This is a genomic window from Ruegeria sp. G12, assembly GCF_056533565.1.
In genome coordinates, this window is record NZ_JBQFOO010000010.1 from 27,494 (window position 1) to 40,463 (window position 12,970).

The 12,970-nt window shown below is 61.0% G+C and carries 14 protein-coding genes; 8 read left to right on the plus strand and 6 right to left on the minus strand.

The annotated features are described in order from the left end of the window. Positions 1–14 precede the first annotated feature (14 nt). The 5 genes from ACR0JN_RS19240 to glmM all read left to right on the plus strand — a co-directional run bounded on the left by ACR0JN_RS19240 (position 15) and on the right by glmM (position 5,487). On the plus strand, positions 15–650 hold the full coding sequence (locus ACR0JN_RS19240; RefSeq protein ID WP_480817870.1) for a cell wall hydrolase: 636 nt from the start codon (positions 15–17) through the stop codon (positions 648–650). Between the two features lie 73 nt (positions 651–723). Then, positions 724–2,091, plus strand: coding sequence for a multicopper oxidase family protein (locus ACR0JN_RS19245; RefSeq protein WP_480888122.1), 1,368 nt, complete (start codon positions 724–726; stop codon positions 2,089–2,091). A 102-nt stretch (positions 2,092–2,193) separates the two neighbouring features. Beyond that, positions 2,194–3,114, plus strand: coding sequence for a dihydroneopterin aldolase (locus ACR0JN_RS19250; RefSeq protein WP_480888123.1), 921 nt, complete (start codon positions 2,194–2,196; stop codon positions 3,112–3,114). Continuing rightward, entirely contained in the window at positions 3,111–4,109 is a 999-nt protein-coding gene (folP, locus tag ACR0JN_RS19255) for a dihydropteroate synthase (RefSeq protein WP_480888124.1), read from the plus strand. The genes ACR0JN_RS19250 and folP overlap by 4 nt, the downstream gene beginning before the upstream one ends. Positions 4,110–4,143: 34 nt before the next feature. Further along, positions 4,144–5,487, plus strand: coding sequence for a phosphoglucosamine mutase (gene glmM, locus ACR0JN_RS19260; protein ID WP_480888125.1), 1,344 nt, complete (start codon positions 4,144–4,146; stop codon positions 5,485–5,487). Here glmM and ACR0JN_RS19265 read toward each other — a convergent pair. Together ACR0JN_RS19265 and ilvC are read right to left on the minus strand one after the other, a co-directional pair. Further along, positions 5,484–6,386, minus strand: coding sequence for a DMT family transporter (locus ACR0JN_RS19265; RefSeq protein WP_480888126.1), 903 nt, complete (start codon positions 6,384–6,386; stop codon positions 5,484–5,486). The two genes, glmM and ACR0JN_RS19265, sit on opposite strands and share 4 nt — an antisense overlap. Positions 6,387–6,510: 124 nt before the next feature. After that, positions 6,511–7,533, minus strand: coding sequence for a ketol-acid reductoisomerase (gene ilvC, locus ACR0JN_RS19270; RefSeq protein ID WP_480888127.1), 1,023 nt, complete (start codon positions 7,531–7,533; stop codon positions 6,511–6,513). 131 nt (positions 7,534–7,664) lie between these two features. On the opposite strand from ilvC, the gene ACR0JN_RS19275 reads away from it, so the two are divergent. Both ACR0JN_RS19275 and ACR0JN_RS19280 read left to right on the plus strand, forming a co-directional pair. Further along, positions 7,665–8,120, plus strand: a complete 456-nt coding sequence (locus ACR0JN_RS19275) for an Lrp/AsnC family transcriptional regulator (RefSeq protein ID WP_480888128.1) — start codon at positions 7,665–7,667, stop codon at positions 8,118–8,120. Beyond that, positions 8,117–8,575: an Lrp/AsnC family transcriptional regulator gene (locus ACR0JN_RS19280; protein WP_480888129.1), complete on the plus strand. Its 459-nt coding sequence runs from the start codon at positions 8,117–8,119 to the stop codon at positions 8,573–8,575. Before ACR0JN_RS19275 ends, ACR0JN_RS19280 begins: the two co-directional genes overlap by 4 nt. Before the next feature lie 6 nt (positions 8,576–8,581). Here ACR0JN_RS19280 and ACR0JN_RS19285 read toward each other — a convergent pair whose 3' ends face one another. Continuing rightward, on the minus strand, positions 8,582–9,283 hold the full coding sequence (locus ACR0JN_RS19285; RefSeq protein ID WP_480817878.1) for a GntR family transcriptional regulator: 702 nt from the start codon (positions 9,281–9,283) through the stop codon (positions 8,582–8,584). Between the two features lie 231 nt (positions 9,284–9,514). Between ACR0JN_RS19285 and ACR0JN_RS19290 the strand changes: the two genes are divergently transcribed. Next, complete coding sequence (locus ACR0JN_RS19290) at positions 9,515–10,642, plus strand: aminotransferase class V-fold PLP-dependent enzyme (protein WP_480888131.1); 1,128 nt, start codon at positions 9,515–9,517, stop codon at positions 10,640–10,642. A 10-nt stretch (positions 10,643–10,652) separates the two neighbouring features. Here ACR0JN_RS19290 and ACR0JN_RS19295 read toward each other — a convergent pair whose 3' ends face one another. The 3 genes from ACR0JN_RS19295 to ACR0JN_RS19305 all read right to left on the minus strand — a co-directional run bounded on the left by ACR0JN_RS19295 (position 10,653) and on the right by ACR0JN_RS19305 (position 12,898). Further along, a complete protein-coding gene (locus ACR0JN_RS19295) occupies positions 10,653–11,849 on the minus strand; it encodes a UbiH/UbiF family hydroxylase (RefSeq protein WP_480888132.1) in 1,197 nt (398 codons plus the stop codon). A gap of 74 nt (positions 11,850–11,923) precedes the next feature. Then, complete coding sequence (locus tag ACR0JN_RS19300; RefSeq protein ID WP_480888133.1) at positions 11,924–12,166, minus strand: hypothetical protein; 243 nt, start codon at positions 12,164–12,166, stop codon at positions 11,924–11,926. An 87-nt stretch (positions 12,167–12,253) separates the two neighbouring features. Beyond that, on the minus strand, positions 12,254–12,898 hold the full coding sequence (locus ACR0JN_RS19305; RefSeq protein ID WP_480888134.1) for a pyrimidine 5'-nucleotidase: 645 nt from the start codon (positions 12,896–12,898) through the stop codon (positions 12,254–12,256). Positions 12,899–12,970: the final 72 nt, after the last annotated feature.

The window sequence follows — 12,970 nt, forward strand, 5'->3', positions numbered from 1 at the left end:
TGCGAGGTTATCTGATGCTACGATATATAATGGCTGTTGCCGTGTTGGCAGCAACCGTGCTGCCTAGTGCGTCCTTCGCTGAGAAGGAAGCCACCACCAAGCCTGAGCTTGTGGCCCGCAATGAATTGCCGGGGCAAAGCTTTCGGGACTATTTGAAATTGTTCAAGCCGCGTGGGGCGGCTGAACCGGTCGAGGTGTCCTATTCCAAGGATTGGCTCGACCAGCAGCCCGCACCATCGGGCGACGAAAACTGGAAATGTCTGGCCGAGGCTCTGTACTTCGAGGCGCGCGGCGAAAGCGTCCGCGGTCAGTTTGCAGTGGCCGAGGTTATCCTGAACCGGGTCGAAAGCAGCCGCTTTCCGAACTCGCTGTGCGGTGTGATCCGCCAGGGGACCGGCAAGAAATACCAATGTCAGTTCACGTATACCTGCGATGGTCGCAAGGAAGTGATCCACGAAAAGAAAGCCTATGAGCGGGTTTCCAAAGTGGCGCGTGCGGCGATTGACGGAACGGCGAACGAGTTGACCGAAGGCGCAACCCACTATCACACCACGGCGGTTCGTCCGTCCTGGTCGCGCGTTTACAAACAGACCGCGAAGATCGGCGTGCATATTTTCTACCGTCACAACTATCGGACGGCGAGCAACTGATTGACGCACCCGCGCTGGAAGGCTGATGGCGCGGGGTTTCATGCAGGCTATATTGGGGGCCAGGAGGCCCCCAATGTATTTCAACCGCCGACAAATCCTTAAATCCGCAGCCGCGCTTGCGCTTTTGCCGCGCGTGTCCCTGGCGGATTACCCGGCCCTTGAAGCCCAAGAGGCGGCGCAGCGCCTTGCGCCAGAGGGCTTTCCGGAAACGAGAGTTTGGAGTTACGGCGGTTCGGTTCCGGGCGCGCCGCTGCGGTTAAGGCAAGGTGAACGTCTGCAAAGGCGGTTGGTGAACAACCTGCCTCAGGCGACGTCGGTTCACTGGCATGGTATTCGTATCGACAATGCGATGGATGGGGTTCCGGGGCTGACGCAGGACCCTGTGCTGACGGGGGAAACATTTGATTATGACTTTATCACCCCCGATGCCGGGACCTATTGGTATCACGCGCATAACAGGTCGGTCGAACAAGTGGCGCGCGGGCTCTATGGGCCGCTGATTGTCGAAGAGGAGGCACAGATCGACATTGATCAGGATCTGGTGCTGATGCTGGATGATTGGCGGCTGGACCCTGAAACGGCGCAGATCACCGACGATTTCGACAACGGGCACGATCTTAGCCACGCTGGACGCCTTGGTAATATCGTGACGGTCAACGGCACGTTTGATCCTGCGTTTGCCGTGAAGGGCAATGAGCGCCTGAGACTGCGCCTGATCAACGCATCCAATGCCAGGATTTATGATCTGGGTCTGGACGGGCTGCAGGGGTGGATCGTCGCATTGGATGGCATGCCGTTGGACACGCCTCTGCCGATCCCCGAGACATTCCCTCTGGCCCCGGCTCAACGCGCGGACCTGATGGTCGATGTGACTGGTGATCCCGCCAGCCTGCTGAGTATCGAGCGGGATGGTGCCTATGGGCTCGCCCGGTTTGACGTTGCCGGTGAGGCGTCGCGGGCGCGCCGGGGCGAGGTATCGGCGTTGCCGCCCAATCCACTGCCGGAGATCAATGATATCCAGTCCACGCCCTTGCACCGGATGGTTCTGCAGGGCGGTGCGATGCGCTGGTTGGAAAGCGCACGGCTTGGCGAGACCGAACTGTCAGGGCGCGAATTGGCGCAGTTGGGCCGGTTCTGGGCGTTGAATGGATATGCCGAGCGCCCGCAAGACCCGTTTCTGGATGCCGCGCGCGGCAGCCAGCATCGGTTCGAGTTCGTCAACGAAACGGCCTTTCCGCATGCGATGCATCTGCACGGTCATCATTTCCGGCTGATCCTCGAAGATGGCTCTCTGGGGCCTTGGCGCGATACGGTGCTTGTCGAGCGCGGCCAGACGCGGCAAATCGCGCTGGTGGCTGACAACCCGGGCAACTGGTTGTTGCATTGTCATATGCTGGGGCACGCCGCATCAGGTATGATGAGTTGGTTCCGCGTTGCCTGACGCCGCATTCGGCGGCTGGAATGGCGCATGTTTGAATGCTATAGGCCCCGGACACGTCTAGATTAGGCAAACGTCCTGACAAGCCCGAAAAGGCCAGTTCCAATGAGTTCCGAAATCCGCCTTGCCTTTGCGCACCCGTCTGAACGGTCCGAGGCGACTTCGCCGCAGGGTCCGCTGGACCGTATTTCGTTGCGCGATCATATTGTCGATGTCGAAATTGGTGCCTTTCAGGCCGAGCGGGGAACGACGCAGCGGGTTTGCTTTAACATCGTGGTCGAAGTGCGCCCGCTAACAGATGCGATCGAGGACGATGTGGATCGCATCCTGTCCTATGATCGCGTCACCGAGGCAATCGCGTTTGAACTGGCCGCCGAACGCCTGAACCTGCTTGAGACCTTGGCCGAGCGTGTGGCTGAGCGTATCCTGCTTGAACCGCAGGCCGTAAGAGCCTTTGTTCGCATCGAAAAATTGGATCGAGGTCCGGGCGCATTGGGGGTAGAGATCGTCCGCGGGCGCGATGCGCACAACCATGATATTGTCGAGGAAGAACGCCCGCATCCCCGGTTGGTTTATCTTTCGAATGAGGCCATCGCCTCGGACAATCTGACCGGCTGGATCGATCAACTGGAAAACCGGCAGCGCCCTTTGATTCTGTGTGTCGGTGCGTCTGATCTGTCCGTGCCCCAGACCGGCCACGCCATGACCCAGCGGCGGATCGACCTGCTGGCGATTGAGCAAAATGCCTGGGTTCTGGCCGCGCGGGATCATCGCTGCGTTGTGGTCTCGACACGGACCGAACTGGACTGGGCGATGAAGAACGGTCAGATCTGTGTCTGGGCTCCGTCCAAGATCGTGCTGGACGCCGTAGATGGCCCCTCGGCCGCGCCATCGGACGCAGTGGCACTTGCAGCGTGGTTCGCGGCGACCTTTGAGGCCAGCGAAATGCTGGTCATCGGCGGAGAGTTGCCGCAGTCCCCCAAAACACCGCTGCGCGCGGTTTCGGTGGAGCAGGCGCAATTGTGAGCGTGTATTACCGGCCATTGGTTCAACACGGGCCGACCCGCTCGGAGGACTCGGTTTCGCTCGCCGGGCAACAGCTATGGTTTACGCATGCTGAGGCCCTGACTCGAAACGGTGGTCCCGAAATCGTGGCAGTTGCCGACATTCCGGCAGCCAGTTTGGACCGTCTGACTCGGTCGCGCCGTCCCATCGCAGGGCTGGACAATGCGCGGCCCCTGATCATGGGAATCCTTAACGCAACGCCGGACAGTTTCTCGGACGGCGGTGTGCATAACTCAGTCGAAAACGCCCGCGCTGCAGCGTCGGATATGGTCGCGCATGGGGCCAGCATTCTGGATATCGGCGGGGAATCCACCCGGCCCGGCGCTGATTTCGTGCCCGAAGACGAAGAAATCGCCCGCACACGCCCGTTGATTCAGGCGATCCGAGCGGAAACGGATGCGCTGATCTCAATCGACACGCGCAAGGCCAGCGTTGCCCAGGCGGCGGTTGAGGCGGGGGCCGGGTTGGTCAATGACGTCTCGGGCTTCGCCTTCGATCCGGACCTTGCCCCATACTGCGCGCGGATGGGCGTGCCGGTCTGCGTAATGCATATGCAGGGCGACCCGGCCACGATGCAGGAAGACCCGCAATACGATGACGTTCTGCTGGATGTGTACGACTTTCTTGAGACCCAGATTGCGCATCTGGAAAACCTCGGCCTGAACCGGGACCTGATCGTGGTTGATCCGGGCATCGGCTTCGGCAAGACCGAGGCGCATAACCTGACCCTGCTGCGCAATCTCAGCCTGTTTCACGGCCTCGGCTGCCCGATCCTGCTGGGCGTATCGCGCAAGGGCTTCATCGGGTCAATCGGGCAAGAGCCGCGCAAGACGGCTCGCGCGCCGGGATCAATTGCCGTTGCGCTGGCTGGATTGTCTCAGGGCGTGCAGATCATCCGGGTCCATGACGTGGCTGAGACCGCTCAGGCCTTGCGTCTGTGGGCCGCTGTCCGGTAATCCGGTCGCAAGCAATTTTCACGGAGTGACAGATATGCGCAAGCTGTTCGGAACCGACGGAGTGCGGGGCACGGCCAACACGCATCCGATGACCGCCGAGATGGCCCTGCGCATCGGCGCGGCCGTGGGGCGGTATTTCCGCCGCGACGCGACCGGTGTGCACCGTGTGGTGATCGGCAAGGACACGCGCCTTTCCGGTTATATGCTGGAGAACGCTCTGACGGCAGGGCTGACCTCGACCGGGATGAATGTGCTGTTGCTCGGGCCGGTGCCGACCCCGGCCGTGGGGCTGATGACACGGTCGATGCGGGCGGACCTCGGGGTGATGATCTCGGCCAGTCACAACCCGGCCGAAGATAACGGGATCAAGTTCTTTGGACCGGACGGGTTCAAACTGTCGGATCAGGCCGAGGCCGAGATCGAGAAGCTGATCGAAGAGGGGGTCAGGCCCGCTCAGGCGCAAAATATTGGGCGTGCGCGCCGGGTCGATGATGCGCGGTTCCGGTATGGTGAGCGGGTCAAATCCTCGCTCCCGCGAGAGTTGCGGCTGGACGGGCTCAAGGTGGTCATCGATTGCGCCAACGGCGCGGCCCACCGCACCGCGCCCGAGGTTCTGTGGGAGCTTGGGGCCGAGGTCATCCCGGTCGGCGTTGCGCCCAACGGTAAGAATATTAATCAGAATTGCGGGTCCACCAAACCCCAGATGGCTGCGGAAACCGTGGTAGCGCATGGCGCGGACGTTGGCATTTGCCTTGACGGTGACGCAGACCGGGTTGTTGTGATTGATGAGACCGGGCAGGTGGCTGATGGCGACCAGTTGATGGCCTTGCTGGCGACGGCCTGGGCCAGATCGGGTCAGTTGAAAGGCGGAGCCCTTGTTGCGACGGTTATGTCGAACCTCGGGCTGGAGCGGCACCTAGGCGCGCGCGGGTTGCAGTTGGAACGCACCGCCGTCGGAGACCGCTATGTGGTCGAACGGATGCGCGAAGGTGGGTTCAACCTTGGCGGCGAACAGTCCGGTCACATCGTGATGAGCGATTACGCCACCACCGGCGACGGGCTGATGGCCGGGCTGCACTTTCTGGCCGAGATGGTTTTGTCCGGCCGCAAGGCATCCGAACTGTCAAAGCAATTTGAAACCGTGCCGCAATTGCTGAAGAACGTGCGGTTCAGCGCCGGGCAGCTTCCGCTGGAAAGCCAAAGCGTAAAGGCTGCCATTGCTGACGCTGAGGCGCGCCTGAACGGGCAGGGCCGGTTACTGATCCGCAAGTCGGGGACCGAGCCGCTGATCCGCGTTATGGCGGAATGCGAAGACGACGGGCTTTTGGTTCAAGTGGTCGACAGCATTGTGGCCGAGGTCGAAGCCGCCGCAGGTTAACTGCCGAACAGGGCCTTGCGCAGGCTGAACCACTGGCTGATTGCCATGCCGGTCAGGATCAGGGTGAGGGCGATGAAAAAGCGCAGGGGCAGGGCCTCGGACAGGATCCATGCGCCGAAGATCATTGACCAGATCGGAACCTGATAGTTCACCAGCGTCAGGAACACCGACCCGGCGCTGCGGGTGACCGACACGCGCAGCAAGGTGGCAAAGGCCGTCGGCACGAGCCCCAGAAAAATCAGCGCAAATGTGGGGCGGGGGCCTTGCCAGGTCGGCAGACCCTCGGTCACCAGCATGATCGGCAATAGGATCACGGCACCAACCACAAGCGTCAAAGCCGCCAACACCAGAGGGTCCACCGGCGGGCAGCGTCGGGTCATGACCGAAGAACTGGCGTAGCACAGCGCTGCCGTGATGCAGGCCAGTTGTGCCAGCGGCTCAGCCCCCTGACCCAGTTGCGCAAGGCCGGGGCCGATCAGAACCAGCGCGCCCGAGAACCCCAGACACACGCCAAGAAGACGGCGCAGGTTCAGCGGTTCGTCCGAGAAGAAATGCGCCAGCGGGAGCACCATCAGGGGAATTGCCGCCATCGACAATCCGGCAAAGGCAGAGGGTACGAATTGCTGGCCCCAGCTGAGCAGCATGAAGGGCACAGCGGTGGAGAGCACTCCGATCAGGACAACCGATGTGCCCAAAGCGGGCGTCAGCACCGGCATCTTGCGACCGCTCGCCCACATCAAACCCAGCAGGGTCACGGCCCCAAGCGTTGTCCGCGAGGTTGCCACCGTTATCGGGCCATACCCCTCCAGCGCCATCGCAACGACCATGAACGTGGCGCCCCAAATCAGGCCAAGCGTGAAAACACCGCTCCAATCCTGTTTTGTTGGTTGCTGAACCATGGCGCGTCCTGTGGGTTGGTGGGAATGGTCAATACCACCAGCGGTTTATGTGCCGGGAAAAGGCCGGGTGCAAATGAAAAAGGGCGACCGTAGCGGCCGCCCTTTTCCGTGGCTTTCGCCGACCTTAGTTCTTTTCTTTATCGACCATCTTGCCGGCCGAGATCCAGGGCATCATGGCGCGCAGTTTGGCACCGGTTTCCTCGATCATGTGCTCGTCATTGGCGCGGCGCGACGCTTTGATGGTCGGCTGACCAACGGCGTTCTCCAGCATGAAGTCGCGAACGAATTTACCCTGCTGGATATCGTTCAGAACCTCTTTCATGCGCGCTTTGGTCTCGTCGTATTTCAGGATGCGCGGGCCGGTGACGTACTGACCGTACTCGGCGGTGTTCGAGATCGAGTAATCCATGTTGGCAATGCCGCCTTCATAGATCAGGTCAACGATCAGCTTCACTTCGTGCAGACACTCGAAATAGGCCATCTCGGGCGCGTAGCCCGCTTCGACCAGAGTTTCAAAGCCGCAGCGGATCAGTTCGACCAGACCACCGCACAGAACGGCCTGTTCGCCGAACAGGTCGGTTTCGCATTCTTCGCGGAAGTTGGTTTCGATGATGCCCGAACGGCCGCCACCGATGGCCGAGCAATAGGACAGGCCGATTTCCAGCGCCTTGCCGGTTGCGTCCTTGTCGACGGCCACCAGGCAGGGCACGCCGCCGCCTTTGGTGTATTCGCCGCGCACGGTGTGGCCGGGGCCTTTGGGGGCCATCATGATGACGTCGACGCCTTCTTTCGGCTCGATCAGGCCGAAATGCACGTTCAGGCCGTGGGCAAATGCGATGGCAGCACCCGGTTTGATGTTGTCGTGGACGTATTTCTTGTAGGTTTCGGCCTGCAATTCGTCGGGCATGGTGAACATGATCAGGTCGCACCAGGCTGCAGCCTCGGCGATGCCCATGACCTGCAGGCCTTCGGCTTCGGCTTTCTTGGCAGATGCCGAGCCTTCGCGCAGGGCGACGACAAGGTTCTTGGCACCAGAGTCGCGCAGGTTCAGCGCGTGGGCGTGGCCTTGCGAGCCATAGCCCAGAATCGCCACTTTCTTGTCTTTGATCAGGTTGATGTCGCAATCGCGATCGTAGTAGACGCGCATTTTGCCGGTCCTTTCAGTTTCGATTGCGGTGTTTCTATCCTTAGCTTTGGGTATTGGCGAGAGCGTTGTGATTGAGTATTTGAGAAAAAGATGAAGAATAATTCTTCAAACATAATGAATGTGAAAAAATCATGCTTGATGATGTTGATCGGCGTATTCTGCGCCAGTTTCAGGCTGAACCCAGCCTGACCACGGCGGATCTGGCCGAGCGCTGCCGGATCAGCACCGGCGTCTGCTGGCGGCGGATCGAGAAGATGCAGGCCACTGGGGTGATCGAGGGGCAGGAGACTGTCATCGACTGGGCGGCGCTGGGATATGCGGTTGAGGTGTCGTTGCGGGTGACGCTGGACAAGACGCAGGCGCGGGCGTTTGACGAATTCACCGCTGCGGCGCGCGAGGTGGCCGAGGTGATCGAGATCCAGACCTTTCTGGGCCGGGTCGATGTGCGTCTTTCGGTTCTGGCGCGGGACATGAACCATTATCAGAAGGTCTATCGCGACCGTATCCTGACCTTGCCTCATATCGCCGATATCGAGGCGCTGATGCATATCGCCCGGGTCAAGCGGAACGAGGTGCTGCCGGTATGATCGAACTGGATGAGGTCGATCGCAAGATCCTGCGCGCTCTGGTACAGGATGCCACCCAAAGCGCCGGGGCGCTGGGGCGGCGTTTTGGCCTGTCGCAGCCTGCCACGTGGCGGCGGATTCGGCGGTTGGAACAGGCAGGCGTGATCAAAGGGCGTCGCCTGCGCCTGAACGCCGAGGCGCTGGGATTTGGCGTGACCGTGTTTTTGGGCGTCAAACTCGCGCGAAAGGGGCAGGTCAGTCTGGAAGATTTCGAGCGCGCCGTCAGCGCCATTCCCGAGGTTCAAACCGTTGAACATGTGCTGGGGCTTTACGATTACCGCCTTCGGGTCGTCGCGCGAGACTTGTCCGATTTCGAGCGTGTGCTGAGACGGCGGATCATGACGCTGCCGGGGGCCGGGGACGTCGAAGCAAACGTTCTGCTCAGCGAGGAACGCCTGCCGGGGCCGATCGGCTGATTGACTTCAGTATCGGGTCCGAATGCAATAGCCGGGGTGATGTGTCATGCGGGCGAATGTAATCGGCACATCGCCCTTCCACGTGGTGCGTTCAAGCTGAATCATCGACGCCCCGGCTGTGGTCCCCATGAACTCGGCAAGACGGCCATCGGCAGAAATGGCGCAGAACGCGACCTCGGCATCCGAAAAGGGCGCGGCGTTCAACAACCACTCATGCGGCCCGCTTTCGCTGAGGTCGGCCTGTTCCACATCGGGGACGGCTTCGATGTTGATCCAGCGTTCCTCAAGCAGAAACGGGCGATTGTCAGCGTAGTGCATGCAGACCACATGCAGCACCCGCGCATCGGGCGACACGCCAAGCTGCGAGGCCAGCCAACCGGGGCTTGAAACCACCTCACGTTCCACAAGCGCATAGCGGTACGTGGCGTTCTGGCTTTCGACCATCTGGCGGGTCAGCGAGAACTCCAGCTTCGCGTGTTTGCTGGGTTCTTTCTTGACCCGCGTGCCGCTTTTACGTTTGCGTTCCACAAAGCCTTGCTCGGCCAGTTCCCGCAGAGCGCGATTGACCGTTGCGCGAGCGCAGTTGAATTCTTCGGCTAGCTGTGTCTCGGTTGGGAGTAACGAGCCTTGTGGCCAAACTCGGCTTTCAATTCTTCGTTTAACTTCGTCACGAACATACTGGAAACTGATCCGCTTTTGGGCAGTCACGGGTACAAAAGCCCTTTCATGTAAAAAGTGTGCTTATCTGTGCAGAAGCACGTCAAAGTGTAAAGAGGTATGACACTATATGGCGTCATATCTTGTGTTTTCAGCGGTGTGTGGGGCGAAATTATGTCAAATACGTGAGTTGCCGTCAGGTCAACTCAACCAGAAATTTCACACTTTACCAATCCGCGTGAAGAAGCCAAGAATTCGGGTAACTGATCGAAAGGACAGACCATGCCCGCTTTGCTGGATTCCATCGACCCAAACGGCCTTGAAGAATTCTCGGTCGTGTTCACGGATCGCTCGCTGAACCACATGTCAGCCAGCTTTCAGCAGGTGATGCGCGACATTTCTGACATGCTGCGGCAGGTCTACAACGCCGATGGGGTTGCCATCATTCCCGGTGGCGGCACCTATGGGATGGAGGCGGTTGCCCGCCAGTTTGCGCGCGACGCTAGAGTTCTGGTCGTGCGCAACGGGTGGTTTTCCTATCGGTGGAGCCAGATCATCGAAAGCGGCGCGCTGACTGCGTCGGCAACTGTTCTGAAAGCGCGCGAAACCGGCAATTCCAGCCCGTCGCCTTTTGCCCCTGCGCCGATTGAAGAGGTTGTAGCGGCGATTCACGACCAGCGCCCGGATGTGGTCTTCGCCCCGCATGTGGAAACCTCGGCGGGTGTTATTCTGCCGGATGACTTCATAAAGGCCATGGCGTCCGCAGCGCATGACGTCGGGGCGTTGATGGTTTTGGACTGCATCGCATCGGGCTGCGTCTGGGTTGATATGAAGGCCACCGGCGTCGATGTGCTGATCTCGGCCCCGCAAAAAGGCTGGAGCGCATCGCCCTGCGCCGGTCTGGTCATGCTGTCCGAGAATGCCGAGGCGCGGTTGGATCAGACGACATCTGACAGTTTCGCAATCGACCTGAAGAAGTGGCGGCAGATCATGCAGGCCTATGAGAATGGCGGTCATGCCTATCATGCGACGATGCCTACGGACGCGTTGCGGGCGTTCCGCGATACGATGACTGAAACGCAAGAATACGGGTTCGAGAAGCTGCGCGACGCGCAATGGGCGCTCGGCAACGGTGTTCGTGCAATGTTGAAGGACAAGGGCGTCGTCTCAGTCGCGGCAGACGGGTTCGGCGCGCCGGGGGTGGTGGTCAGCTATACCTCGGACCCCGAGGTTCAGAACGGCAAAAAATTCGCCGCCTTGGGTATGCAGATCGCCGCCGGTGTGCCGCTGCAATGTGATGAGCCCGAGGGGTTCAGCACCTTCCGTCTGGGCCTGTTCGGGCTGGACAAGCTGTATGACGTGGACGGCACGATTGCCCGTCTGAAACGCGTTTTGGATCAGGTTTTGTAACCAGCGGGCCTCAGCGCACCCCGAGGCCCATCTGCATCAACGTTTTGCGCACGGGCGGCAGGGAATAGAGCGCATTCAGCCCCATCGCCCGCGCATCGCGCAACGGGCGCGCCTCGATCATCGAGGCGCGGTTCAGCAGGTCGATGCCTTTGACGCGCAGTTCGATCTCGGTGTGCCGGGCCTTGTGATAGGCGTCTAGCATCTGCGCGTCGCCCAGACCCTCGGGGCGGGCCTGCGCTAGGTCCAGCAGGCAACGCAGATCGCCCAAAGACATATTCAGCCCCTGCGCGCCGATGGGCGGCACCACATGCGCGGCCTCGGCCATCAGGGCGACGCGCTCGCCGGACAAGCGGTCTGCCGACTGGCTGATGATCGGCCAGATCGTGCGGCGCGAGGCCAGTTTCAGCGGCCCGAACAAGCCGCAGGACCGTTCGGTCATAGCAGCCTCGAACGCGCTGTCGTCGAGATTCAGCAACTCAACCGCGCGAGGGCCGCGTTCCATCCAGACGGTGGCTGAGGAGGGCTGGCCCTGCCAATCGGGCAGAGGAACAAGCGTGAAGGGGCCGCCGGACCGGTGAATCTCAGTTGAGACGTTCTCATGCGCGATAGGATGCGTGACCGCAAAGGCCAGCGCCTTCTGCCCATAACGCGTCGTGCGCACGTTGATCCCGGCAGCCTCGCGCGTCGGCGAATTGCGCCCGTCGGCCGCGACTACCAAATTGCAGCGAATTCGGCTGCCATCGCTCAACCCCACGCGCGCTTCGGCGGTGCGGGTAAACAGGCTGACGGTGCCGGTGCCGGGGCGGAAGTCGACATTGGGCAGTTCGGCCAGCCGCGCCACCATCTCGCGCCGCAGCAGCCAGTTGGGCAGGTTCCAGCCAAAGGGCTGATCCGAGATGTCCGATGCGTTGAAATCGCGGACTACACGCGGTTCAGGCACATCGCCACCGGCATCCACGATGCGCATGATCTGCAGCGGGGCTGCGTGGGCGTCCAGGCGGTCCCACAGGCCGCATTGTTCCAGCAACCCGTGCGCGGGTTGCAGGAACGCCGTTGTCCGCAGGTCGGACCCATCCACATCGCGTTCGGTGATCGGCGGGGTGGGGTCGACGCAGACAACGTCGAACCCGGCTGCCCCGAACACCGCCGCGGCGGTCAGGCCAGCGATTCCGCCGCCGGAGATCAGGATATCGCAGCTGTTAGTCATGGCGTTTCCCATCGTTTTGGGCGGACCCTAATGCGGTTCCGCCGGACGCGCCAAGTGACATCCTGTCCCGTGCCTTACCCCCGAGAGATCAGGATGAGGATCAGGAACATCACCGGCACCATCATCAGGGCAGGAATGTAGAGACCCGGCAGGCCGAACAACAGGGTGGAACAGCCCCACATGCTGAAAATGGCAAGGGCGGTATAGCCCCAATCCTCGCTCTGGGTGGCATCGTGGGCCATCCATCCAAACAAGGGAATTGCAAATAGCAGGCGTTGCCACATCGGCGGGCGCCGAAGGTTTTCGATCGCGCTCATTGGAGGTCTCCGTTCTGTTCGTCGCAAGAGGCGATATAGGGCTCGTGCTGCGGGTGCAAAATGTGCGGAACGTCGCAGTGTGACAGGCTATCGCAGGCGGGACAGAAAGAACGTCAGGTCGTCGGTGTGATGGTGGATATGATCGGCTTCGTGCGGCTCGGGGGCGACGTGTACGGTGCGCATGCCCATTTCATGCGGGGCGGCCAGATTGCGGGGATCATCCTCGAACATGGCGGCGGTTTTGGCCTGAATGCCGTCTTTCGCAAAGATCGCCTCGAAAGCGGCCTTGGTTGGTTTGGGGCGGTATCCGGCGTGCTCGATGCCGTAGATCGCGTCGAACAGGCCCGACAATCCGCGCGCCTCCAGAACCCGCTCGGCATAGGGCGCGCTGCCGTTGGTGTAGACGATCCGGCGGCCGGGCAGGGATCGGATGTGGCCGGCCAGTTCGGCGTCAGGGTCCATGTGGCTCATGTCCACCTGATGCACGGCGCGCAGATAGGGATCGGGATCCAGATCATGCTCGGCCATCAGACCGGCCAGCGTGGTGCCGTATTCGCGCCAATAGTGCGAGCGCAGCCGGTCCGCCTCGGCCCGGTCAACGCCGATGGCCTGAACCACGTAATCCGTCATCAGCACCTCGATCTGATCGAACAGGCGCATGTGCGGCGGATAAAGCGTGTTGTCCAGATCGAACACCCATTGGGTGACGTGGCTGAAGGCGGGTTTAACCATGATCCGGGTTTAGGACGCGGCGAGCCGGTTTTCAATGCCGCTCTTGATTGCAGACCCTCGGGACGGATAGAC